Origin of the sequence: Streptomyces sp. SS7 (assembly GCF_037993025.1) — a bacterium.
In the GTDB taxonomy this organism is placed as follows: Bacteria; Actinomycetota; Actinomycetes; order Streptomycetales; family Streptomycetaceae; genus Streptomyces.
The window spans coordinates 5,009,615-5,030,799 of sequence record NZ_CP141223.1 but is presented as its reverse complement, the minus strand read 5'-3'; the positions used below and the strand labels follow the sequence as shown (position 1 = coordinate 5,030,799).

General features: G+C 69.9%; 14 protein-coding genes. 11 read left to right on the top strand and 3 right to left on the bottom strand.

Going from position 1 to position 21,185, the window contains the following annotated elements:
- Positions 1 to 119 precede the first annotated feature (119 nt).
- Positions 120 to 1,241 (top strand): peptidoglycan bridge formation glycyltransferase FemX, encoded by a 1,122-nt coding sequence (gene femX, locus U5640_RS23200; RefSeq protein ID WP_340377688.1) that lies wholly within the window; start codon positions 120 to 122, stop codon positions 1,239 to 1,241.
- Positions 1,242 to 1,290: 49 nt separating this feature from the next.
- The gene (locus tag U5640_RS23195; RefSeq protein ID WP_340377687.1) at positions 1,291 to 2,322 is read left to right on the top strand and encodes an alanine racemase; all 1,032 of its coding nucleotides are present in this window, start codon (positions 1,291 to 1,293) and stop codon (positions 2,320 to 2,322) included.
- 91 nt (positions 2,323 to 2,413) lie between these two features.
- Here the strand turns inward: U5640_RS23195 and U5640_RS23190 are convergent, their stop codons facing one another.
- Entirely contained in the window at positions 2,414 to 3,970 is a 1,557-nt protein-coding gene (locus U5640_RS23190) for a glycosyltransferase 87 family protein (protein WP_340377686.1), read from the bottom strand.
- Between the two features lie 122 nt (positions 3,971 to 4,092).
- A complete protein-coding gene (locus tag U5640_RS23185; RefSeq protein ID WP_340377685.1) occupies positions 4,093 to 6,765 on the bottom strand; it encodes a transglycosylase domain-containing protein in 2,673 nt (890 codons plus the stop codon).
- 362 nt (positions 6,766 to 7,127) lie between these two features.
- On the opposite strand from U5640_RS23185, the gene U5640_RS23180 reads away from it, so the two are divergent.
- The 4 genes from U5640_RS23180 (at position 7,128) to U5640_RS23165 (ending at position 10,913) form a co-directional block, all read left to right on the top strand.
- Positions 7,128 to 7,808, top strand: coding sequence for a helix-turn-helix transcriptional regulator (locus U5640_RS23180; protein ID WP_340377684.1), 681 nt, complete (start codon positions 7,128 to 7,130; stop codon positions 7,806 to 7,808).
- Positions 7,809 to 7,852: 44 nt separating this feature from the next.
- On the top strand, positions 7,853 to 8,935 hold the full coding sequence (locus U5640_RS23175) for an inositol-3-phosphate synthase (RefSeq protein WP_340377683.1): 1,083 nt from the start codon (positions 7,853 to 7,855) through the stop codon (positions 8,933 to 8,935).
- A gap of 116 nt (positions 8,936 to 9,051) precedes the next feature.
- The gene (locus U5640_RS23170) at positions 9,052 to 10,314 is read left to right on the top strand and encodes an MFS transporter (protein ID WP_340377682.1); all 1,263 of its coding nucleotides are present in this window, start codon (positions 9,052 to 9,054) and stop codon (positions 10,312 to 10,314) included.
- Positions 10,315 to 10,445: 131 nt separating this feature from the next.
- Entirely contained in the window at positions 10,446 to 10,913 is a 468-nt protein-coding gene (locus U5640_RS23165; RefSeq protein WP_340377681.1) for a hypothetical protein, read from the top strand.
- A 126-nt stretch (positions 10,914 to 11,039) separates the two neighbouring features.
- On the opposite strand, the gene U5640_RS23160 is transcribed toward U5640_RS23165, so the two are convergent.
- Positions 11,040 to 12,482, bottom strand: coding sequence for a CCA tRNA nucleotidyltransferase (locus U5640_RS23160; RefSeq protein WP_340377680.1), 1,443 nt, complete (start codon positions 12,480 to 12,482; stop codon positions 11,040 to 11,042).
- Between the two features lie 265 nt (positions 12,483 to 12,747).
- Between U5640_RS23160 and U5640_RS23155 the strand changes: the two genes are divergently transcribed.
- The 5 genes from U5640_RS23155 to U5640_RS23135 all read left to right on the top strand — a co-directional run bounded on the left by U5640_RS23155 (position 12,748) and on the right by U5640_RS23135 (position 21,092).
- Complete coding sequence (locus U5640_RS23155) at positions 12,748 to 15,207, top strand: DUF6049 family protein (RefSeq protein WP_340377679.1); 2,460 nt, start codon at positions 12,748 to 12,750, stop codon at positions 15,205 to 15,207.
- A gap of 44 nt (positions 15,208 to 15,251) precedes the next feature.
- A complete protein-coding gene (murJ, locus tag U5640_RS23150) occupies positions 15,252 to 17,552 on the top strand; it encodes a murein biosynthesis integral membrane protein MurJ (RefSeq protein ID WP_340377678.1) in 2,301 nt (766 codons plus the stop codon).
- A 136-nt stretch (positions 17,553 to 17,688) separates the two neighbouring features.
- Positions 17,689 to 19,407, top strand: a complete 1,719-nt coding sequence (locus tag U5640_RS23145; protein ID WP_340377677.1) for a protein kinase family protein — start codon at positions 17,689 to 17,691, stop codon at positions 19,405 to 19,407.
- A gap of 27 nt (positions 19,408 to 19,434) precedes the next feature.
- Positions 19,435 to 20,157 carry an RNA polymerase sigma factor SigM gene (sigM, locus tag U5640_RS23140; RefSeq protein WP_340377676.1) on the top strand — a complete coding sequence of 241 codons (723 nt, stop codon included), beginning with the start codon at positions 19,435 to 19,437 and terminating at the stop codon, positions 20,155 to 20,157.
- A complete protein-coding gene (locus U5640_RS23135; RefSeq protein WP_340377675.1) occupies positions 20,154 to 21,092 on the top strand; it encodes a hypothetical protein in 939 nt (312 codons plus the stop codon). The genes sigM and U5640_RS23135 overlap by 4 nt, the downstream gene beginning before the upstream one ends.
- The last annotated feature ends 93 nt before the right edge of the window (positions 21,093 to 21,185 follow it).

The following is a 21,185-nucleotide window of genomic DNA, read 5'->3' as shown; positions in this document are numbered from 1 at the left end:
AACTGGCCGGGGCGAAGGTGCCGTACGCCCAGTCGGGGCCCGCGCACGGCGCAGTAGGCTTCGGCGAGAGCCGGAGCCCCTGTACCCATGGGGACACACCAGCCCGAGGAGCGCCCCGAATGAGCCTGACCCTGAGGACGATCAGCCGCGAGCAGCATCTGGCATACATCCAGAGCCTGCCGTCGGCGAGCCACATGCAGGTGCCGGCCTGGGCCGACGTCAAGGCGGAGTGGCGGTCGGAGAACCTCGGCTGGTTCGACGAGCGGACCGGTGAACTGGTCGGCGCAGGTCTGGTCCTCTACCGCCAGCTGCCCAAGATCAAGCGCTACCTCGCCTATCTGCCCGAGGGCCCGGTCATCAACTGGTACGCGCCGAACCTGACCGAGTGGCTGGAGCCGATGCTCGCGCACCTCAAGCAGCAGGGCGCGTTCTCGGTGAAGATGGGCCCGCCGGTGATCATCCGGCGCTGGGAGGCCACGTCCATCAAGGCGGGCATCCAGAACCCGGACGTGAAGCGGCTGCGCGACATCGAGGCGGACTTCATCGAGCCGCGCGCCTTCGAGGTGGCCGACAAGCTGCGCCGGATGGGCTGGCAGCAGGGCGAGGACGGCGGCGCCGGCTTCGGTGACGTCCAGCCGCGCTACGTCTACCAGGTGCCGCTGGCGAACCGCTCCCTCGAAGAGGTCCACAAGAACTTCAACCAGCTGTGGCGCCGCAACATCAAGAAGGCCGAGAAGGCCGGGGTCGAGGTCGTCCAGGGCGGCTACCACGACCTCGAGGAGTGGCAGCGGCTGTACGAGATCACGGCGGTGCGCGACCACTTCCGGCCCCGCCCGCTGTCGTACTTCCAGCGCATGTGGACGGCCCTCAACAGCGAGGACCCCAACCGCATGCGGCTGTACTTCGCCCGTCACGAGGGGGTGAACCTCTCGGCGGCGACGATGCTGATCGTCGGCGGCCACGTCTGGTACTCCTACGGCGCCTCCGACAACATCGGCCGTGAGTTCCGCCCGTCCAACGCCATGCAGTGGCGGATGCTGCGCGACGCCTACGCGCTCGGCGCCACCGTCTACGACCTGCGGGGCATCTCCGACTCGCTGGACGAGACCGACCACCTCTTCGGCCTGATCCAGTTCAAGGTCGGCACGGGCGGCCAGGCGGCCGAGTACCTCGGCGAGTGGGACTTCCCGCTGAACAAGCTGCTCCACAAGGCGCTCGACATCTACATGTCGCGCCGCTGACGTCACACCCCACCCCTTCCCGGCCACCAGAAAGGTCCCAGGTCCGGCCATGGCGCTCACGCTCTACGTCGACACCGCGCGCTGGCGGGCGCACCACAAGCACGTGCAGGAGCAGTTCCCGGGGCTCGTCCCGGTCTGCAAGGGCAACGGCTACGGCTTCGGGCACGAGCGGCTGGCGGAGGAGGCGACCCGGCTGGGGTCGGACATCCTCGCCGTCGGCACGACGTACGAGGCCGCGCGCATCAAGGACTTCTTCAGCGGCGACCTGCTGGTGCTGACGCCGTATCGGCGCGGCGAGGAGCCCGTTCCGCTGCCCGACCGGGTGGTGCGCTCGGTGTCGTCGGTGGACGGGGTGTACGGCCTCGTGGGCGCACGGGTGGTCATCGAGGTGATGTCCTCGATGAAGCGGCACGGCATCAGCGAGCAGGACCTGCCGCAGCTGCACTCCGCGATCGAGAACGTCCGGCTGGAGGGTTTCGCCATCCATCTGCCGCTGGACCGCACCGACGGCTCCGACGCCGTCGAGGAGGTCATCGGCTGGATGGACCGGCTGCGCGCGGCCCGGCTGCCGCTGCACACCATGTTCGTCAGCCACCTCAAGGCCGACGAGCTGATCCGGTTGCAGCAGCAGTTCCCGCAGACCCGGTTCCGCGCCCGCATCGGCACCCGGCTGTGGCTCGGGGACCATGACGCCACCGAGTACCGCGGAGCGGTCCTGGACGTCACGCGGGTCGCCAAGGGCGACCGCTTCGGCTACCGCCAGCAGAAGGCGGCCTCGGACGGCTTCCTGGTGGTCGTGGCGGGCGGCACCTCGCACGGGGTGGGTCTGGAGGCCCCCAAGGCCCTGCACGGCGTCATGCCGCGCGCCAAGGGGGTCGCCCGGGCCGGCCTCGCCACGGTGAACCGGAACCTCTCGCCGTTCGTCTGGGGCGGCAAGCAGCGCTGGTTCGCCGAGCCGCCGCACATGCAGGTGTCGATCCTCTTCGTCCCCTCCGACGCCCCGGAGCCCACCGTCGGCGACGAGCTCGTGGCCCATCTGCGCCACACCACGACGCAGTTCGACCGGCTCGTGGACCGCTGAGCGGACGGGGTCGCCACCCGGAACACCGAAGAGGCCGTACACGATGTCCCGTGTACGGCCTCTTTCACGCCGGTACGACGCCTGTGTTCGCTCAGGGCGAACCGTCGCTGGTGCCCTGCCGGCCCCACTCCACCTCGTGCTGGGTGCCCCAGTCCACCTCGTGCTGCGTCCCCCAGTCCGCCTGCGGCCCCTCGGCGTGGGAGGCGTGCCGGGGCGGATGCGCCGCGGCCCCGAGGACGAAGACGTCCTCCGCCCCGTCGAGCACGCCGCCCGAGGGGTCGTCGTCGCCGTTCTGGCGCACCACGTCCCGCTGCGGCATCAGGATGTCGCGCACGACCACGCCGCACAGGTAGAGCGTCCCCAGCAGATGCACCCCGATGGCCCAGTGGTAGCCGTCGGTCGGCAGCCCCTTGTGGGCGTCTCCGCTGGTCGTGTAGGCGAGGTAGAACCAGATGCCCAGGAAGTACGCGACCTCGCAGGCCTGCCAGATCAGGAAGTCCCGCCACTTCGGCCGGGCCAGCACGGCCAGCGGCACCAGCCACAGGACGTACTGCGGTGAGTAGACCTTGTTGGTGAGGATGAAGGCCGCCACCACCAGGAAGGCGAGCTGGGCGAACCGGGGGCGGCGCGGGGCGGTGAGCGTCAGCCAGGCGATGCCCGCGAAGCACACGACCACCAGGAGGGTGGCGAGGGTGTTCACGCTGTCGGTGGCGAGGGGATCGCTGGAGTTCTGCGCCAGGATCAGCCAGAAGGAGCCGAAGTCGACGCCGCGCTCCTGGCTGAACCGGTAGAACTTCGACCAGCCCTCGAAGGCGAAGAGCATCACCGGCAGGTTGACCACCAGCCAGGCGACGGCCGCGCCGCCGAAGGCCTTGCCGTAGTCCCGCCATTTCCCCGCGCGCCAGCAGAGCACGAACAGCGGTCCGAGGAGGAACACGGGATAGAGCTTGGCGGCCGTGGCGAGCCCCAGGAGGATGCCGAAGGCGAGCGAGCGGCCCCGCGACCACATCATCATCGCCGCGGCCGTCAGGGCGACGGCCAGCAGGTCCCAGTTGATGGTGGCGGTCAGTGCGAAAGCGGGCGCCAGGGCGACCAGCAGGCCGTCCCAGGGGCGCCGGGCGTGCGTACGGCTCACGCAGACGGCGATGACCGCCGCGCAGGCCATCAGCATCCCCGCGTTGACCATCCAGTACCACTGCTCCTGGTGCTGGATGCTGCCGCTGCCCGGGGTCAGCCAGGCGGCGACCTCCATGAACACACCGGTCAGCACCGGGTATTCGAGGTAGTCCATGTCACCGGGGAGCTTGTCGAAGTACGGCACCAGCCCGTCGGCGAAGCCGCGCCCCTGGTAGAGGTGCGGGATGTCCGAGTAGCAGGCATGGGTGTACTGCGTGCTGGCGCCGAAGAACCAGCCCCCGTCGTAGCAGGGCAGCTTCTGGACCAGGCCCAGGACGAACATCCCGATCGCCACGAGCGCGACGACCCGTACGGGCGTCCACCAGGCCGTCCCGATCAGGGCTCGTTGGCCTAGGGGGCCGCCGATCAGCTCGCTGCCGGCCGTGGCCACCTTGTCGTTCCTGGTCGGGTGCACCGGCTCCGGCTCGTGCACGCGCGCGGGCGTCGATTCTGCACTGGGCATGGGGCACATCCTGCCGCACCGAGTGAGGAAAAAGCTGAGAGCCGCCCCACCAGGTTCGGTGGGGCGGCTCTCGTTTCACGTGGAACATCGACATGTTTCACGTGAAACACCCGTGCTGGGCCAGAAGGCGGCTAACCGTCCGATCCTCCGAAGAGGCCGCCGTTCTGGTTGCCTCTGATGCTGTCCGACTCGGACGCGGTCGGTGACGGGGAGAAGCCCCCGTCCGAGCCGCCGTTGCTGTTGCCGTTGTCCGTGCCGCCGTTGTTGTTGCACGGGAAGAAGTTGTTGCAGGTCTCCGTCGCGGTGGGCGAAGGCTCGCTCTGTGTCTCCGAGGCGGTCGGGGTCGGGGACGGCTCCTCCTCCTCGGTCTCGGTCGCCGTGGGGGTCGGCGTCGCCGACGGTTCCGCGTTGACGACCTCACCGATGGGCTCGGGCTCCGGGAAGTCCTTCGCCGGCACGCCCTCCAGCGCGTCCGCCATGTAGTCGTGCCAGATCTGCGCCGGGAACGAGGCACCGTGGATCTTCTTCTGGCCACCCGTTCCGAACATCTCCAGGAACGTGCGGTTCTTGTTCTTCTCGTCGTCGTCGAGCCGGAACATGCTGATCGCGGTCGACAGCTGCGGGGTGTAGCCCACGAACCAGGCCGACTTGTTGCCGTCGGTGGTACCGGTCTTGCCTGCCACCTCGCGACCGGGCAGCTGGGCGTTGGTACCGGTGCCCCGCTCGACCACGGTCTTCAGGACGTCGGTGACGTTGTCGGCGACCTTCGAGGTGAAGGCCTGCTCGGCCACGACCTTGTGGGTGTAGATCTGGCCTTCCTCGCTGGTGACCTTCTCCACGGAGTACGGGTCGCGCTGCTTGCCGCTCGCGGCGAAGGTGGCGTAGGAGCCCGCCATACGGATCGCGCTCGGGTCGGAGATGCCGATCGAGAACGACGGGAAGGTGGTGCCGGCGAGGCTGCTCTCCCGCAGGCCCGCGCTGATGGCGGAGTCCTTGACCTTGTCCAGACCGACGTCCATGCCGAGCTGCACGAAGGCGGAGTTCACCGACTCGCGCATGGCCTCGCGAAGGTCGATCTTGTAGTCGGGCGGAGAACCGTACGACTCGTTGCCGTCATTGGTCTGCAGCCACTCCTCGCCCTTCTCGTTCTTCCAGACGGTGCGGTTGTAGTCCTGGATCTTCAGCTTGTTCTTGCCGCTGAACAGGCTCTCCGGGGAGACGATGGTGCGCTCGTCCTGCGCCTGGGACGAGCCCAGATCGGGGTCACGCACGCCCCAGGTCATCGCGGCCGCCAGCACGAAGGGCTTGAAGGTCGAACCGACCTGGGCACCGGTTTCGTCGGCGTTGTCGGTGAAGTGCTTGGTGGCGTCCTCACCGCCGTAGATGGCCCGGATGGCTCCGGTGTCCGGCTCCACGGACGCCCCGCCGAACTGGACGTGGGTGTCGGTGTCCGGGCGTTCCTCCGGCTTGATGTTGGCCTTCTGGACCTTGGTCACCGCGTCCGTGAGCTGCTGGACCTTCTTCCTGTCGAAGGTCGTGTAGATCGAGTAGCCACCCTGCTGGAGCAGGTTCTGGGTGATCCCGGTCTCCTTGCTGTGGGTGACCAGGTAGCCGTTGGCGAGGTCGACGAGGTAGCCGATCTGACCGCTGAGCTGGGTGTTCGACCGCGGGTTCTTCCAGTCGGGGAGCTTGGTGTACTTGGCCCGGGTCTGCGCGTCGAGATGGTGGTACTCGACCATCTTGTCGAGGGTGTCCTGCATCTGGCGCAGGGCCCGGCGGGTGTTCTTCTCGGGAGTGGCACCGACGGGGTCGATCGAGGTCGCGCCCGCCGGGTCGTAGTACGTGGCGCCCTTCAGCGTGGCCGCCAGGAAGGCGCACTCACCCGGGTCGAGCTTGATCGCGTCCTTGTTGAAGTAGGCGCGGGCGGCGGCCTGGATCCCGTACGCGTTGCGTCCGTAGTACGCGGAGTTCAGGTAGCCGGCCATGATCGTGTCCTTGTCGACCTCGGCGCCCACCTTTATCGACACGAAGATCTCCTTGAACTTGCGGGAGATCGTCTGCGACTGGTCGTTCAGCATGGCGTTCTTGACGTACTGCTGGGTGATCGTCGAACCACCCTGTGTCTGGCCGCCCCGCGCCATGTTGAACAGGGCCCGCGCGATGCCCTTGGGGTCGATGCCGCTGTCGTCGTAGAAGGTCTTGTTCTCCTGCGAGATCACCGCGTTCCGCATCGCCTGCGGGATCTGGGAGAGCGAGATGTTCTGACGGTTCGTCTCACCACCGGTGGCCACCATCTGGGTGCCGTCTTTCCAGTAGTAGACGTTGTTCTGGGCCGTCGCGGTCTTGGCGACGTCGGGCACGCCCACCATGGCGTAGCCGATACCCGCCACGGCCACCATGCCGCCGACGAAGCCGACAAACAGACCCGCGACGAGCTTCCAGGACGGGATCCAGCGCTGCCAGCCGTACCTGTCGGCGCGCGGATAGTCGACCAGGCGCTTTCTGCCGGGCGCCGAGCGCCCTCTGCCCCGGCCGGGCCCGTGCGGGCCGCCGAAGGGGTCTCCCGCGGGGTCGGCCCCTCTGCGCCGGCCGCCCGGCGGTCGCTGGGCGGCGCGCCGGGCATCGGCACGACCGCCGTACGGCTCCTCCGGACTTCCCGACACCTGGCCCAACCCGTAGTCGGAGGGAGATCCGGTGGCGCCTCGCGGTGCGCGGCGGCCGGAGGACGGCCCGGACTGGCCGCGTCGGGCCGCGGCACGTCCGCCTCCCTGCGGCTGCGGCGGTTTGCGACGGTGCTCGCTCATCGAACGATTACTCCTAGGGCAGGCGCATCCGTGAGCGCCTGAGAAGGGCGGCTGGTTTCCTGTCCCCCCGAAGTACGGATGCGGTCGGCTGCGCATTCACCCGTACGGCACCGGGGGCCTCGACGCCCCCCGGCGTCCCTCGGGTCCCGGTGGTCTGCATGGCGCACAGACTACGCACCGTCAAAACCCGCCCAGTCCCAAGGTTCACCTCATACCGGGCAAGTCGTCTGCGAAGAAACGGTGATGTGATCCCGTTCACCACCGTCCCTCTTGTCGCATCCGGAAGGCCGTTCTATCGTCGTGATGTATCGAGTCGATACATCAGAGCGAGATAAGCGCGCTGCGGACGAGAGGAGGCGACGGTGAGCCGACGTTCCGGCATCCTCGAGTTCGCCGTGCTCGGCCTGCTCCGCGAATCCCCGATGCACGGCTATGAGCTGCGCAAACGACTCAATACGTCACTGGGAGTGTTCCGTGCCTTCAGCTACGGGACGCTGTACCCCTGCCTCAAGACGCTGGTCGCCAACGGCTGGTTGATCGAGGAACCGGGGCACACCCCGGAGGACGCCCTCGCCGCACCACTCGCAGGGCGTCGCGCCAAGATCGTCTACCGGTTGACGGCGGAAGGTAAGGAACACTTCGAGGACCTGCTCTCGCAGACGGGCCCCGACGCCTACGAGGACGAGCACTTCGCCGCCCGTTTCGCCTTCTTCGGGCAGACGTCGCGCGATGTGCGCATGCGCGTCCTGGAGGGTCGTCGCAGCCGGCTGGAGGAGCGCCTGGAGAAGATGCGCGCCTCGCTGGCACGCACCCGGGAGCGCCTCGACGACTACACGCTTGAGCTCCAGCGCCACGGGATGGAGTCCGTGGAGCGCGAAGTGCGCTGGCTGAACGAGCTCATCGAGAGCGAGCGGGCCGGACGGGACCTGAAGGGTTCCGCCTCCGGGGATTCCGCTCAGCAGAACACCAATGGAGCGCCGGGCGTCCTGCCCCGTCCCGGGGACACCCCCGGGACGGATACGCCCGGCGACACCACCCCGTGAGCGCCCAGCCAGGGCCTCACTCGTACACACAGGGAGCAACCGGAATGGGTTCGGTTCGCGTAGCCATCGTCGGTGTGGGCAACTGCGCCGCATCGCTGGTGCAGGGCGTCGAGTACTACAAGGACGCCGACCCGGCGGCCAAGGTCCCGGGCCTGATGCACGTCCAGTTCGGCGACTACCACGTCGGTGACGTCGAGTTCGTCGCCGCGTTCGACGTGGACGCCAAGAAGGTCGGCCTGGACCTCGCGGACGCGATCGGGGCGTCCGAGAACAACACCATCAAGATCTGCGACGTGCCCAGCACCGGCGTCACCGTGCAGCGCGGTCACACCCTCGACGGTCTGGGCAAGTACTACCGCCTGACCATCGAGGAGTCGGAGGCCGAGCCGGTCGACGTCGTCCAGGTCCTCAAGGACAAGCAGGTCGACGTCCTCGTCTGCTACCTGCCGGTCGGCTCCGAGGACGCGGCGAAGTTCTACGCCCAGTGCGCCATCGACGCCCAGGTCGCCTTCGTCAACGCCCTCCCGGTCTTCATCGCCGGCACCAAGGAGTGGGCGGACAAGTTCACCGCGGCGGGCGTGCCGATCGTCGGTGACGACATCAAGTCCCAGGTCGGCGCCACCATCACGCACCGCGTCATGGCGAAGCTGTTCGAGGACCGCGGTGTCGTCCTGGAGCGCACCATGCAGCTGAACGTCGGCGGCAACATGGACTTCAAGAACATGCTCGAGCGCGACCGCCTGGAGTCCAAGAAGATCTCCAAGACCCAGGCCGTCACCTCCCAGATCCCCGACCGGGAGCTCGGCGAGAAGAACGTCCACATCGGCCCGTCCGACTACGTGGCGTGGCTCGACGACCGCAAGTGGGCCTACGTCCGTCTCGAGGGCCGCGCCTTCGGTGACGTCCCGCTGAACCTGGAGTACAAGCTCGAGGTCTGGGACTCCCCGAACTCGGCGGGTGTCATCATCGACGCGCTGCGCGCCGCGAAGATCGCCAAGGACCGCGGCATCGGCGGCCCGATCCTCTCGGCCTCCAGCTACTTCATGAAGTCGCCGCCGGTTCAGTACTTCGACGACGAGGCCCGCGAGAACGTCGAGAAGTTCATCCGCGGCGAGGTCGAGCGCTAGCTCGACGCCATGGCGCGTCCTCGGCGCGCCACCGCTGAAATTCGCTCCTGCCAGGGCTGAGAGGGTCCCCGGGTCGTATGACCCGGGGACCCTCCCCGTATGTGAGGCTGGGCCCCGTGGCCGTCGTCCGTGATCTGCGCGTCCTGCTGCGCCTCGGCGCCTTCCGGCGCCTGCTCGCCGTACGGCTGCTGTCCCAGTGCGCCGACGGTGTCTACCAGGTCGCGCTCGCCACCTACGTCGTGTTCTCCCCGGAGAAGCAGACCTCGGCCGCGGCGATCGCCTCCGCGATGGCCGTCCTGCTGCTGCCCTACTCCCTCGTCGGCCCCTTCGCCGGCGTCCTGCTCGACCGCTGGCGGCGCCGCCAGATCCTGCTGTACGGCAATCTGTTGCGGGCCCTGCTGGCCTCCGCGACGGCCGTCCTGATGCTCAGCCACGTCCCCGACTGGCTCTTCTACGTCTCCGCGCTCTGCGTCACCGCGGTGAACCGGTTCGTCCTCGCGGGTCTCTCGGCCGCTCTGCCGCGCGTGGTCGACGCCGAGCGCCTCGTCATCGCCAACTCCCTCTCCCCGACCGCGGGAACACTGGCCGCGGTCGCGGGCGGCGGTCTCGCCTTCGTCGTACGCCTGGCGATCGCGGACACCGATGCCGCGGTGGTCCTGCTCGGCAGCGCGCTGTACCTGTGCGCGGCGCTGATGTCGCTGACCATGGCGGCGGATCTGCTCGGACCCGAACGTGACGTGGTTCCGGCCGGGTGGGCGAACGCGGTCAGGGGGACGGCCCGCGGACTGGTCTCCGGGGTGCGGCATCTGACGGAGCCGCGGCGCAGGGAGGCCGCCTGGGCACTGGGCTCGATCACCTTGATGCGGTTCTGCTACGGCGCCCTGACGGTCATGGTGCTGATGTTGTGCCGGTACGCCTGGTCCACCGATCCCGACAAGGGGCTGGCGCTGCTCGGTGTGGCCGTGGCCATCTCCGGCGTCGGCTTCTTCGTGGCGGCCGTGGTGACCCCGACGGCGGCCGGGCGCCTGGGCCCCGGCCGTTGGATCGTCGTCTGCTCGGCGGCGGCCGCCGTGCTGGAGCTCGCCCTGATGCTTCCCTTCGCCCAAGCCACCACGTTCGTCGCGGCGTTCGTCCTCGGACTGGTCACGCAGGGGGCGAAGATCGCCACCGATACGGTCGTGCAGTCGTCCGTGGCGGACGGCTTCCGTGGCCGGATCTTCTCGCTCTACGACGTCCTGTTCAACGTCGCCTTCGTCGGTGCCGCCGGGGTGGCCGCCCTGATGCTGCCGCCTGACGGCCGCTCAGCGGCTCTGGTGGTAACGGTCGCCGTTATCTACGGGGTAATTGCTGTGGCTATGGCCCGCTTTGAACGCCAGTAAGTGTCACATCAAAGACACAGAGTTCTTCCATGGTCGGGGACTGTCAGTGGTGGCCGGTACTTTACGTGGGTCTTACTTCGCGCCATGCGCACGCACGTTCGTGCGCACCCACGTTCTAGGGGGACCCCAGCATGACCACTCCGCCGCCTCCACAGGGCCAGAACCCGTACGCCCAGCCCACTGTGCCCACGGGGCAGCCGCAGCCGTACGCGCCGTTCCCGAACCAGGGCGGCGCTCCGGTCCCCCCGCCGCCCGCGCCGGCCGGCAAGCGCATGGGCAAGAAGGCGATACGCATCGTCGGTGCGATCGTCGTCGCCGTCATCATCGGCATCCTCAAGTTCGGCGCGGGCTGGTTCCTGACGCGCGACGACGCGGAGACGACCTCGGTCGGCGCCTGCATGCACAACGAGGGCACGGACTCCAACGCCGACCTCAACGAGGTCGACTGCTCGGACAGCAAGGCCCAGTACAAGGTGGTCCAGAAGTTCGACGGCTCCCGCGACGACAGCAAGTGCGAGGCCGTCACCGAGGCGACGATCTCCTACGTGCAGTACGGCAACGGCCACGACGTGGTCCTCTGCCTGAAGGAAGTCAAGTAACGGCAGGCTGCCACGACTGAGGGCCGGTGTTTCACGTGAAACACCGGCCCTCAGTGCGTTGGGAGGCCGACCGAAGCGGTGGATCGGGGCGGTGTTTCACGTGAAACACCGCCCCGTTTCCCGGCCTCAGCCCTGCTCGGTCCACCACTCCTTGAGCGCCGACACCGCCGCGTCGTACTCCATCGGCCCGTTCTCCAGGCGCAGCTCCAGCAGGAACTTGTACGCCTGGCCGATGACCGGGCCCGGGCCGACGCCGAGGATCTGCATGATCTGGTTGCCGTCCAGGTCGGGGCGGATCGCGTCGAGCTCCTCCTGCTCCTGGAGCTGGGCGATGCGCTCCTCCAGACCGTCGTAGGCCCGGGAGAGAGCGGTGGCCCGGCGCTTGTTGCGGGTCGTGCAGTCCGACCGGGTCAGCTTGTGCAGACGGTCGAGCAGCGGTCCCGCGTCCCGGACATACCGGCGCACGGCGGAGTCGGTCCACTCCCCGGTGCCGTACCCGTGGAAGCGCAGATGCAGCTCGACCAGCCGGGAGACGTCCTTCACCAGGTCATTGGAGTACTTGAGCGCGAGCATGCGCTTCTTGGTCATCTTCGCCCCGACCACTTCGTGGTGGTGGAAGGAGACCCGGCCGTCCTTCTCGAACCGGCGGGTGCGCGGCTTGCCGATGTCGTGCAGCAGCGCGGCGAGCCGCAGGGTGAGGTCGGGCCCGTCCTCCTCCAGGGCGATCGCCTGCTCCAGGACGATCAGCGTGTGGTCGTAGACGTCCTTGTGCCGGTGGTGCTCGTCGCGCTCCAGCCGTAGGGCCGGCAGCTCCGGCAGGACACGGCCGGCGAGTCCGGTGTCGACCAGCAGGCTCAGCCCCTTGCGCGGGTGCGCGGAGAGGATCAGCTTGTTCAGCTCGTCCCGCACCCGCTCGGCGGAGACGATGTCGAGGCGCTCGGACATCTCCTTCATCGCCGTGACGACCTCGGGGGCGACCTCGAAGTCGAGCTGTGCGGCGAACCGGGCGGCACGCATCATCCGCAGCGGGTCGTCCGAGAAGGACTCCTCCGGTGTCCCCGGGGTGCGCAGCACCCGGGCCGCGAGGTCGTCACGGCCGTTGTGCGGGTCGATGAACTCCTTCTGCGGGAGTGCCACCGCCATCGCGTTCACGGTGAAGTCACGACGGACGAGGTCCTGCTCGATGGAGTCGCCGTAGGACACCTCGGGCTTGCGCGAGGTGCGGTCGTACGCCTCGGAGCGGTACGTCGTCACCTCGATCTGGTAGCCGTCCTTCTGTGCCCCGACGGTGCCGAAGGCGATCCCGACCTCCCACACGGCGTCCGCCCACGGCCGCACGATCTTCAGGACGTCCTCGGGGCGGGCGTCCGTGGTGAAGTCGAGGTCGTTGCCGAGCCGGCCGAGCAGCGCGTCCCGGACCGACCCGCCGACCAGGGCGAGGGAGAACCCGGCCTCCTGGAAGCGGTGGGCGAGGTCGTCGGCGACAGGCGCGACCCGCAGCAGCTCGCTCACGGCGCTGTGCTGCGCCTGGCTGAGGGCGCTGGAGGTGTCTTCGTTGGCGTTCGGCACAACAGGAAAGGGTACGGGGCCCGGCGGACCGGGGGCGCCCCGATTACCGCCGGGGTGCCCGTGGACACATCGCCCATGGCCAGGGAAGTCGATCCTTAGGTCCGCTTCACCGACACCGCTCCCCATACGCGACGATAGAGGACAGGACACGGACCCCACCTGATCTTGCGGACCGGTCCGCGGCACTTCACCTCCGCGCACATCGTTACCATGCGTGGACGCACATTCCGACGACCACTGACGACGACGAGAGACGGGCGAACGCGTGGCCGAGGCGGCAGACTTCCCGGGGACGAGTCCCTCACCTGCCCGCCGGTGGCTGCGGCGCATCGGAGCACTGCTCGCCGGGGCGCCCCTGCTGGCCGGGCTGCTGCAGCTGCCCGCACTCCCCGCGCACGCCGACGCCGCGACAGGCGTCAAGGAAGCCTCCGACAAGGGCTCGGTCTCCGTGGCCGTCGACTCCCTCAGCCCGGCCGTCCCCACCGACGGCGACACGGTGACCGTCTCGGGCACGGTGACCAACAAGGGCAAGCAGGCCGTCACCGGGGCGCACGTCGACCTGCGGGTGGGCTCCGCGCTCACCACCCGCTCGGCGATCGCCGACGCCACCGGCGACGCCGAGGACCTCTCCGGGGGCTACGGCTCCGAGGTGGGCGGCAAGTACGTCGCGAAGTTCGCCGAGCTCACGCCGGGAGTCGCCGAGCCCTTCAGCATCTCCGTACCGGTCGACGAGCTGGACCTCGGCGACGAGGGCGTCTACCCGCTCGCGGTCTCCCTCTCGGGCGAGACGGCCGCGCGGCAGTGGGACCAGGTGCTCGGGATCGAGCGGACCTTCCTGCCCTGGCAGCCGGACGGCGCGGACACGGCGACGAGGACGACGGTCCTGTGGCCACTGGTCTCCACTGTCCACATGACGGCCGAGACCGGCTCGAACGCGAGCCAGACGCCCGTCTTCCTCAACGACGACCTCGCCGAGGAGATCGCCCCCGGCGGTCGCCTGGACCAGCTGCTGAGCCTCGGCAGGGACCTCGACGTCACCTGGGTGATCGACCCGGACCTGCTGGCCTCCGTGGACGCGATGACCGGCAGCTACCGGGTCCGTGCCGACGGTGACACCACCACGGCCGGCACCCATCAGGCCGTCGCCAAGAAGTGGCTGGCCGGCCTCCAGGACGCGGTGGCGGACAAGGAGGTCGTCGCCCTGCCCTTCGCCGATCCCGACCTGGCCTCGCTGGCCCACAACGGCACCGGCGTCAGCGGCTCGCTGAGCCAGTTCAAGGCGGCCACCGATGTCGCCGCGACCACCGTGCAGACGATCCTCCACGTGACGCCCAGCACCGACTTCGCCTGGCCGGTGGACGGGGCCGTCGACCCCTCGATCGTGAAGGTCGCCACCTCCGCGGGCGCCGACAAGGTGATCGCGCGCAGCGACAGCCTGGCGGAGACCGGCAGCCTGACCTACACCCCCTCCGCGGCCCGGCCCATCGGCGGCGGCACCACGGCGGTCGTGGCCGACGCCCGCCTGTCCACGGCTTTCCAGGGCGACCTGACGAACGCCTCCGCGTCCACCCTCGCGGTGCAGGCGTTCCTGGCCCAGAGCCTGGCGCTGAACCTCCAGACGCACAAGCAGCGCAGCATCGTCGTCGCCCCCCAGCGCACACCGACCGCCGCTCAGGCCCAGGCCATGGCCGCGGCCGTCAGGGCCCTCCAGGACGCGGGCTGGTCGCAGCCTCAGAACCTCACCGCGGCCGCCGAGGCCAAGCCCGACGGCAGTGCCACCACCAAGGTGCCCTCGCGGTCCTCGTACCCCTCGGCGCTGCGCAGGCAGGAGCTGCCGAAGTCGGCCTTCGAGCAGATCGCGGCCACCCAGCACACGCTCGACAGCTTCAAGGTGATCCTCACCGACAAGTCCCGGGTGGTGACCCCGTTCGGGAGGGCCACGAACCGGGAGACGTCCACCTCGTGGCGGGGCCGCTCCACCGGGGCGAGCACCTTCCGCCAGGGCGTGCAGAGCTACCTCGACACCCTCACCGACCAGGTCAAGCTGATCGACAAGTCGGAGACCAAGCTCTCCGGGCGCAGCGCCACGATCCCCGTGACCGTGCAGAACAACCTGGTCCAGGGCGTCCACCACCTGATCCTGCGGCTCTCCTCGTCCAACGACACCCGCCTGGAGATCGGCGGCCACGACTTCGACGAGCAGTCCATCGAGGTCTCCGGTGGGCACAGCACGACGGTGAAGTTCACCACGACCGCCAATGTGAACGGCCAGACCACGGTGATCGCCCAGCTGTACACCGAGGACGGCCAGGTCTACGGTGCGCCGGTGACCTTCGACGTGAAGGTCACCGAGATCACGGCCACGGTGATGCTGGTCATCGGCGGCGGTGTGCTGCTCCTCGTGCTCGCCGGCTTCCGGATGTACACCCAGCGCAAGCGGGCCGCGGCCCGTGAGGCGCAGGAGACGCAAGCCACGGGAGACACCGACGACGCCGAGGACGCCGAGGACGCCGGAACCTCCGAGGACACCGAGGAGGGCACCGCGGCCGAGGCCGGCGACGCCCCCGGGACGTCCGCGGACACCGCGGACGCCGAGGACGACGCCGGGGAAGAATCGGCCGCACGGTCCGGGGCAGACGACCCGGAGCAGCAGAGTGACGGGACAGCGGACACCGCAGCGGAAAGCCCGGCCCCCTCGGGGACGGGTGAGAGAGTGGACCGTTGAGGATGTCGTGGCCGGTGGGCCCGGGACGATGAGGTGGGGTAGCCATGAACGCGCCGTACGAGGGTGACCGCGGCCAGGCCGCGGGCAGCTCGGGTCACCCCGAGGGCCCGCCGCCCGAGCACGGCCAGGTGCCGTCGCAGCACCCCGCGGACATGTACCTCCAGGACGCCTACGACCAGGACCCCTACGGGGCGCAGGACCTCACCGCGCAGGACCCGGTCGCCGAGGCGCTCTACGACCGTGCCGCGCACCCGCCGCCGCCCCCGGGCACGTACGCCCCGCAGCAGCCGCTCTACGGCCGGCCTGCGCCGTCGCCGTACGCGCCGGACCCGCAGGTGTGGGCCCAGCCGCCGGCCCCCGAGCCGGAGGGCCCCACCCAGTACCTTCCCTACGGCGACGACCCGCGCACGACCGAGTTCGTGGGCGTGGACGACCTGGTGTCGCACTCCGGTGAGGAGCAGCACCAGCCCGACGCCTTCGCGCACCTCTTCAAGGACCAGCGGCAGGGCGGCACCCGTCCGTCGGCCGAGTCCCCGGCGGTGCCCGGCCCGTCGGTGGCCCACGGCGGCCACGGGCCCGCGCCGCGCCACCAGGGTCCGGCTTCCGTGCCGCCCGTGGACGACCGCACCATGAATCTCGGCAGCGCGGCCGCCGTGACCGAGGCGCCGGCTCCCGAGCCGGCCGCCGCCCCGGCCGCTCCGGCCGCGAAGAAGGGCGGCAAGGCGGCCGGCCTGCTGAAGTCCAGTGCCGTGATGGCCGCGGGAACGATGGTGTCCCGCCTCACCGGCTTCGTCCGCTCCGCCCTGATCGTCTCGGCGCTCGGCGTCGGCCTGCTCGGCGACACCTTCCAGGTCGCCTACCAGCTGCCGACGATGATCTACATCCTGACCGTCGGCGGCGGTCTCAACTCGGTCTTCGTGCCGCAGCTCGTGCGGGCCATGAAGGAGGACGAGGACGGCGGCGAGGCCTACGCCAACCGGCTCCTGACGCTGGTGATGGTGGCGCTCGGCGTGCTGACGGTCGCCGCGGTCGCCGGCGCCCCCCTGCTGATCCGGGCGCTGTCCGACCCGGTCGCCAGCGACCCGGCGGCCAACGCGGTCGGCATCACGTTCGTCCGCTACTTCCTGCCCTCGATCTTCTTCATGGGCGTCCATGTCGTGATGGGTCAGATCCTCAACGCCCGCGGCAAGTTCGGCGCGATGATGTGGACCCCCGTCCTGAACAACATCGTCATCATCGTGACGCTCGGCATGTTCATCTGGGTCTACGGCACCGCCGCGGACTCCGGCATGAAGGTCACCTCCATCCCGCCCGAGGGCCAGCGGCTCCTGGGCATCGGCGTCCTGCTGGGCCTGGTGGTGCAGGCGCTCGCGATGATCCCCTACCTGCGGGAGACCGGCTTCCGGCTGCGGCTGCGCTTCGACTGGCGGGGCCACGGCCTCGGCAAGGCCGTGACGCTGGCCAAGTGGACCTTCCTGTTCGTCCTCGCCAACCAGGCGGGCGCGATCGTCGTCTCCCAGTTGTCGACCGCGGCCGGCAAGGCCTCGCCCGTCGACGGCACCGGCTTCGCCGCCTACGCCAACGCGCAGCTGATCTGGGGCCTGCCCCAGGCCATCATCACCGTGTCGCTGATGGCGGCCCTGCTGCCGCGTATCTCCCGCTCGGCGGCCGAGGGCGACGGCGGCGCGGTCCGCGACGACATCTCGCAGGGGCTGCGCACGACGGCCGTCGCGATCGTGCCGATCGCGTTCGGCTTCCTCGCGCTCGGCATCCCGATGTGCACCTTGATCTTCGGCTCCTCCGGCACCAGCGAGGCCACCAACATGGGCTTCATGCTGATGGCCTTCGGCCTCGGCCTGATCCCGTACTCGGTGCAGTACGTCGTCCTGCGCGCCTTCTACGCGTACGAGGACACCCGCACCCCCTTCTACAACACCGTCATCGTGGCCGCGGTCAACGCGACCGCCTCGGCGGTCTGTTACTTCGTCCTCCCGGCCCGCTGGGCCGTGGCGGGCATGGCCGCCGCCTACGGACTGGCCTACGCGATCGGCGTCGGTGTCGCCTGGAACCGGCTGCGCAAGCGGCTCGGCGGCGACCTCGACGGCTCGCACGTCCTGCGCACGTACGCCCGCCTGTGCATCGCCTCCGTACCGGCGGCGCTGATCAGCGGCGCGGCCTGCTACGGCATCGCCCAGACCCTCGGTCAGGGCGTCATGGGTTCCTTCGCCGCCCTGCTGGTCGGCGGAGCCCTGCTGCTCGGCATCTTCTTCGTCGCCGCCCGGCGCATGCGCATCGAGGAGCTCAACTCCCTCGTCGGCATGGTCCGAGGGCGCCTGGGGCGCTGAGCGAGGGGGAGTCGCACAACCATCGTCGGCCGCCGTGTGTCGTGCATAGCGGCGGACTGTGGGCACAATTGGATCCGGCGTCGGACGGCGCGCACGAGGTCGGCGGCGCGCATGGGATGGGGAGGCAGGAACGACGGTGGCGGAACGGAGCACGGCTGCCGTCGACGTGGCAGACAACAGCGGCGATGAGCCGCTGACCGCACAGGCGGACCAGTCCACGGCCGACGGGGTGGCCAAGAACCGGGAGCGGGACACGGACAGCGACGAGGCACAGGGGGGTGGCGGGATCGAGCATCCCGGCCGGACCTCACCGCCTGAACTGCACAGCGGCCACAAACTCGCCAGGCGGTACCGCCTCGAGGAGTGCGTCACCCGTCTGGACGGTTTCAGCAGTTGGCGTGCGGTCGACGAGAAACTCCGCCGTGCCGTGGGCGTCCACATCCTGCCCGCGGACCACGCCCGCGCCCGCTCGGTGCTGGCCGCGGCCCGCTCGGCGGCGCTGCTCGGCGATCCTCGCTTCGTCCAGGTCCTGGACGCGGTCGAGGAGAACGACCTGGTCTACGTCGTCCACGAGTGGCTGCCCGATGCCACCGAGCTGACCGCACTGCTGGCGTCCGGCCCGCTGGAGCCGCACGACGCGTACCAGATGGTCAGTCAGCTCGCCTCGGCCATGGCGGCGGCGCACCGTGAGGGACTGGCGCATCTGCGCCTGAACCCCAGCGCGGTCCTGCGCACCTCCACCGGCCAGTGGCGCATCCGGGGGCTCGCGGTCAACGCCGCGCTGCGCGGCATCACCTCGGAGACCCCGCAGCGCACCGACACCGAGGCGATCGGTGCCCTGCTGTACGCGGCGCTCACCCAGCGCTGGCCGTACGAGAACGACGCCCACGGCCTGTCCGGGCTGCCCAAGGACGTCGGTCTGATCGCACCCGACCAGGTGCGCGCCGGTGTCCACCGGGGGCTGTCCGAGCTGGCCATGCGCGCGCTCGCCAACGACGGGGCGACCGCGTCCCGGCACGAGGCGGCGTGCACGACGCCGGAGGAACTGGTGAAGGCGATCGGGGAGATGCCCCGGATCCGCCCGCCGGAGCCGGCGTTCACCGCGCCGCCGGAGTACCAGCGCACGACGTACCAGCAGGGCAGCTACGGCCGCCCCGCGCCCCACCCGGGTGTCACACAGCCGGTCCCGACCCCGCCGCCCCCGCTGCAGAGCCGCACCGGCCGGGCCCTGAAGTGGGCGGTCTCCGCGCTGCTCATCGCCGCCCTCGGCCTGGGCAGCTGGCAGCTCGCGGACGCCCTGATGGACCGGGACAAGTCCGACGACACCAACAAGACACAGACGACGGACGACGGCGACAAGGCCAGCGCCTCGCCGAAGCCCGTCACCACGTTGAAGGTCGCGGGAGCGGCGGAGTACGTCGTCAAGGGCGACTCGCAGCACCCCGGCGACGTCGGGAAGACGTACGACGGCGACAGCTCGACCTACTGGCGGACCTCCAGCTTCATCGACGGCCCGGAGCTGGCGCCGTACAAGCCGGGTGTGGGCATCGTCTACGACCTGGGCTCCGACCAGCACGTCTCCGCGGCGGCCATAGGGCTCTACTACGGCGGCGATCACACCACCGTGAACCTGTACGCGACGGACTCGCTGCGACCTTCCCCGAGCGCCCTGCAGTCGATGCAGAAGATCGGTACCGTCACAACGAACGGGACCACCGCTACGGTGAAGGTCACCAAGTCGGTGAAGACGCGGTACGTCCTCGTCTGGCTGACGGCCCTGCCCTACGAGCCGTCCGACCAGTACAGCAACGCCGGCCACAAGCAGGCGATCACCGACGTGAAGTTCACGGGGTGATGACTCACCGAAAGGGGAGGGGGTCCCATGGCGCAGGGCGGCTACGAAGCGGCCGGCGATCAGGACCTCCTCGCCCGGCACGTGGAGGGCGACCCCGACGCCTTCGGTGAACTCGTACGGCGGCATCGGGACCGGCTCTGGGCAGTCGCCCTGCGGACGCTGGGCGACCGTGAGGAGGCCGCCGACGCCGTCCAGGACGCCCTGGTGTCGGCCTACCGTGCCGCCCACACGTTCCGCGGCCAGTCCGCCGTCACGACCTGGCTGCACCGCATCACCGTGAACGCCTGTCTCGACCGGGCCCGCAAGGCGGCCTCCCGCAAGACCTCCCCGGTCGACGACACCGAGCGCCTGGAGCACCTGCTCGAACCCCATGAGTCCGCCGCCGCCCCGGCCGAGCGCAACGACGTCCACCGTCAGCTCCTCGAAGCGCTCGGCACCCTTCCCGCCGACCAGCGGGCGGCCCTCGTCCTGGTGGACATGCAGGGCTATCCGGTCGCCGAGGCCGCCCGCATCCTGGACGTGCCGACCGGGACGGTGAAGAGCCGCTGTGCCCGGGGAAGAGCCAGACTGCTGCCGCTGCTGACCCATCTGAGGCCGGAAAACTCCGGCGGCACCAAGGAAGGCGACAGCGGGCGGAACCGGGCGCGGGGGACAGCCGTCCCACCGGCAGCGGATCCTCCCGGGGAGGGTGCGACCAGCGCCGGATCAGGCGATTCAGCAGCGGTGAAGGGCGGAGGTGGACGAACGTGACATCGACGACGGACACGACCGGGCACCCGGACGTCACGGAGATCTCCGACCTCGCCGAGGGCCTGCTCGCCCCGTCACGGAGCGCCGACATACGCCGGCACCTCGACGGCTGCGCGCTCTGCGCCGACCTGCACACCTCGCTTGAGGAGATCCGCGGCCTGCTGGGCACGTTCCCCGAGGCGCCCCGGATGCCGGAGGACATCGCCCGGCGTATCGACGCAGCGCTCGCCGCCGAGGCGGTCACCGGCCCGACGGCCGAGGCAGGGGCAGGGGCAGGGGCGGAGACGGAGGCAGAGGCAGAGGCTGCCGGGGAGGCCACGGGCGCCACGGCTCTCGTCGGCACCGAGGCACCCCATGTTTCACGTGAAACAGCGGTCGTCGCGGATCGGCCCTCCGGCCATGCCCGCTCCGCCACCACCGGCCCGGGCCGCAAAAGCGGCAAGCGGGGCGGACGCCGCAGGGTCGCCGTGCTGAGCGCCGTGCTCGGTGCCGCCGCCCTGGGGCTCGGTGGCATCCTGGTCTCCTCGCTGACCGGCGGCAGCGGACCGGGGACCTCCGCGCACGGGCAGTCCACCGCCGCCGACACATTCGCCCAGGGCACCCTGGAGCAGAAGGTCACGGATCTCCTCGGCCGGGCCCAGGGGTCCAAGGCTCCCAACAGTCTGGGCATCGCAGGCACCACCGGCAGCCCGCGGCCCAGGGTCTTTACGGAGCCCACCGTCCCCACCTGCGTCCAGAAGGGCATCGGTCGCGGGGACACGGTCCTCGCCACCGAGCCGGGCGTCTACAAGGGAACGGACGCGCTTCTCGTCGTGCTGCCCGATCCCTCCGACAGCACCAAGGTCGACGCCTATCTCATGGACAGCACCTGCGTCACGGATTCCTCGTCCGGCCCGGCCAAGATCCTTCTGAAGGCTTCGTACACCCGCCACTGACGGCCCACCTGCGACTCCGTCCCCGGCGGTTCTCCCCAGGGGGTCCTCCCTCCGTGTGCCCGGACACAGCGGGAATGCGCGCCCCTTAGGATC

Coding starts and splice junctions, on each gene's coding strand:
- femX (WP_340377688.1), top strand. CDS start 120: ATGAGCCTGACCCTGAGGACGATCAGCCGCGAGCAGCATCTGGCATAC.
- U5640_RS23195 (WP_340377687.1), top strand. CDS start 1,291: ATGGCGCTCACGCTCTACGTCGACACCGCGCGCTGGCGGGCGCACCAC.
- U5640_RS23190 (WP_340377686.1), bottom strand. CDS start 3,970: ATGTGCCCCATGCCCAGTGCAGAATCGACGCCCGCGCGCGTGCACGAG.
- U5640_RS23185 (WP_340377685.1), bottom strand. CDS start 6,765: ATGAGCGAGCACCGTCGCAAACCGCCGCAGCCGCAGGGAGGCGGACGT.
- U5640_RS23175 (WP_340377683.1), top strand. CDS start 7,853: ATGGGTTCGGTTCGCGTAGCCATCGTCGGTGTGGGCAACTGCGCCGCA.
- U5640_RS23165 (WP_340377681.1), top strand. CDS start 10,446: ATGACCACTCCGCCGCCTCCACAGGGCCAGAACCCGTACGCCCAGCCC.
- murJ (WP_340377678.1), top strand. CDS start 15,252: ATGAACGCGCCGTACGAGGGTGACCGCGGCCAGGCCGCGGGCAGCTCG.
- sigM (WP_340377676.1), top strand. CDS start 19,435: ATGGCGCAGGGCGGCTACGAAGCGGCCGGCGATCAGGACCTCCTCGCC.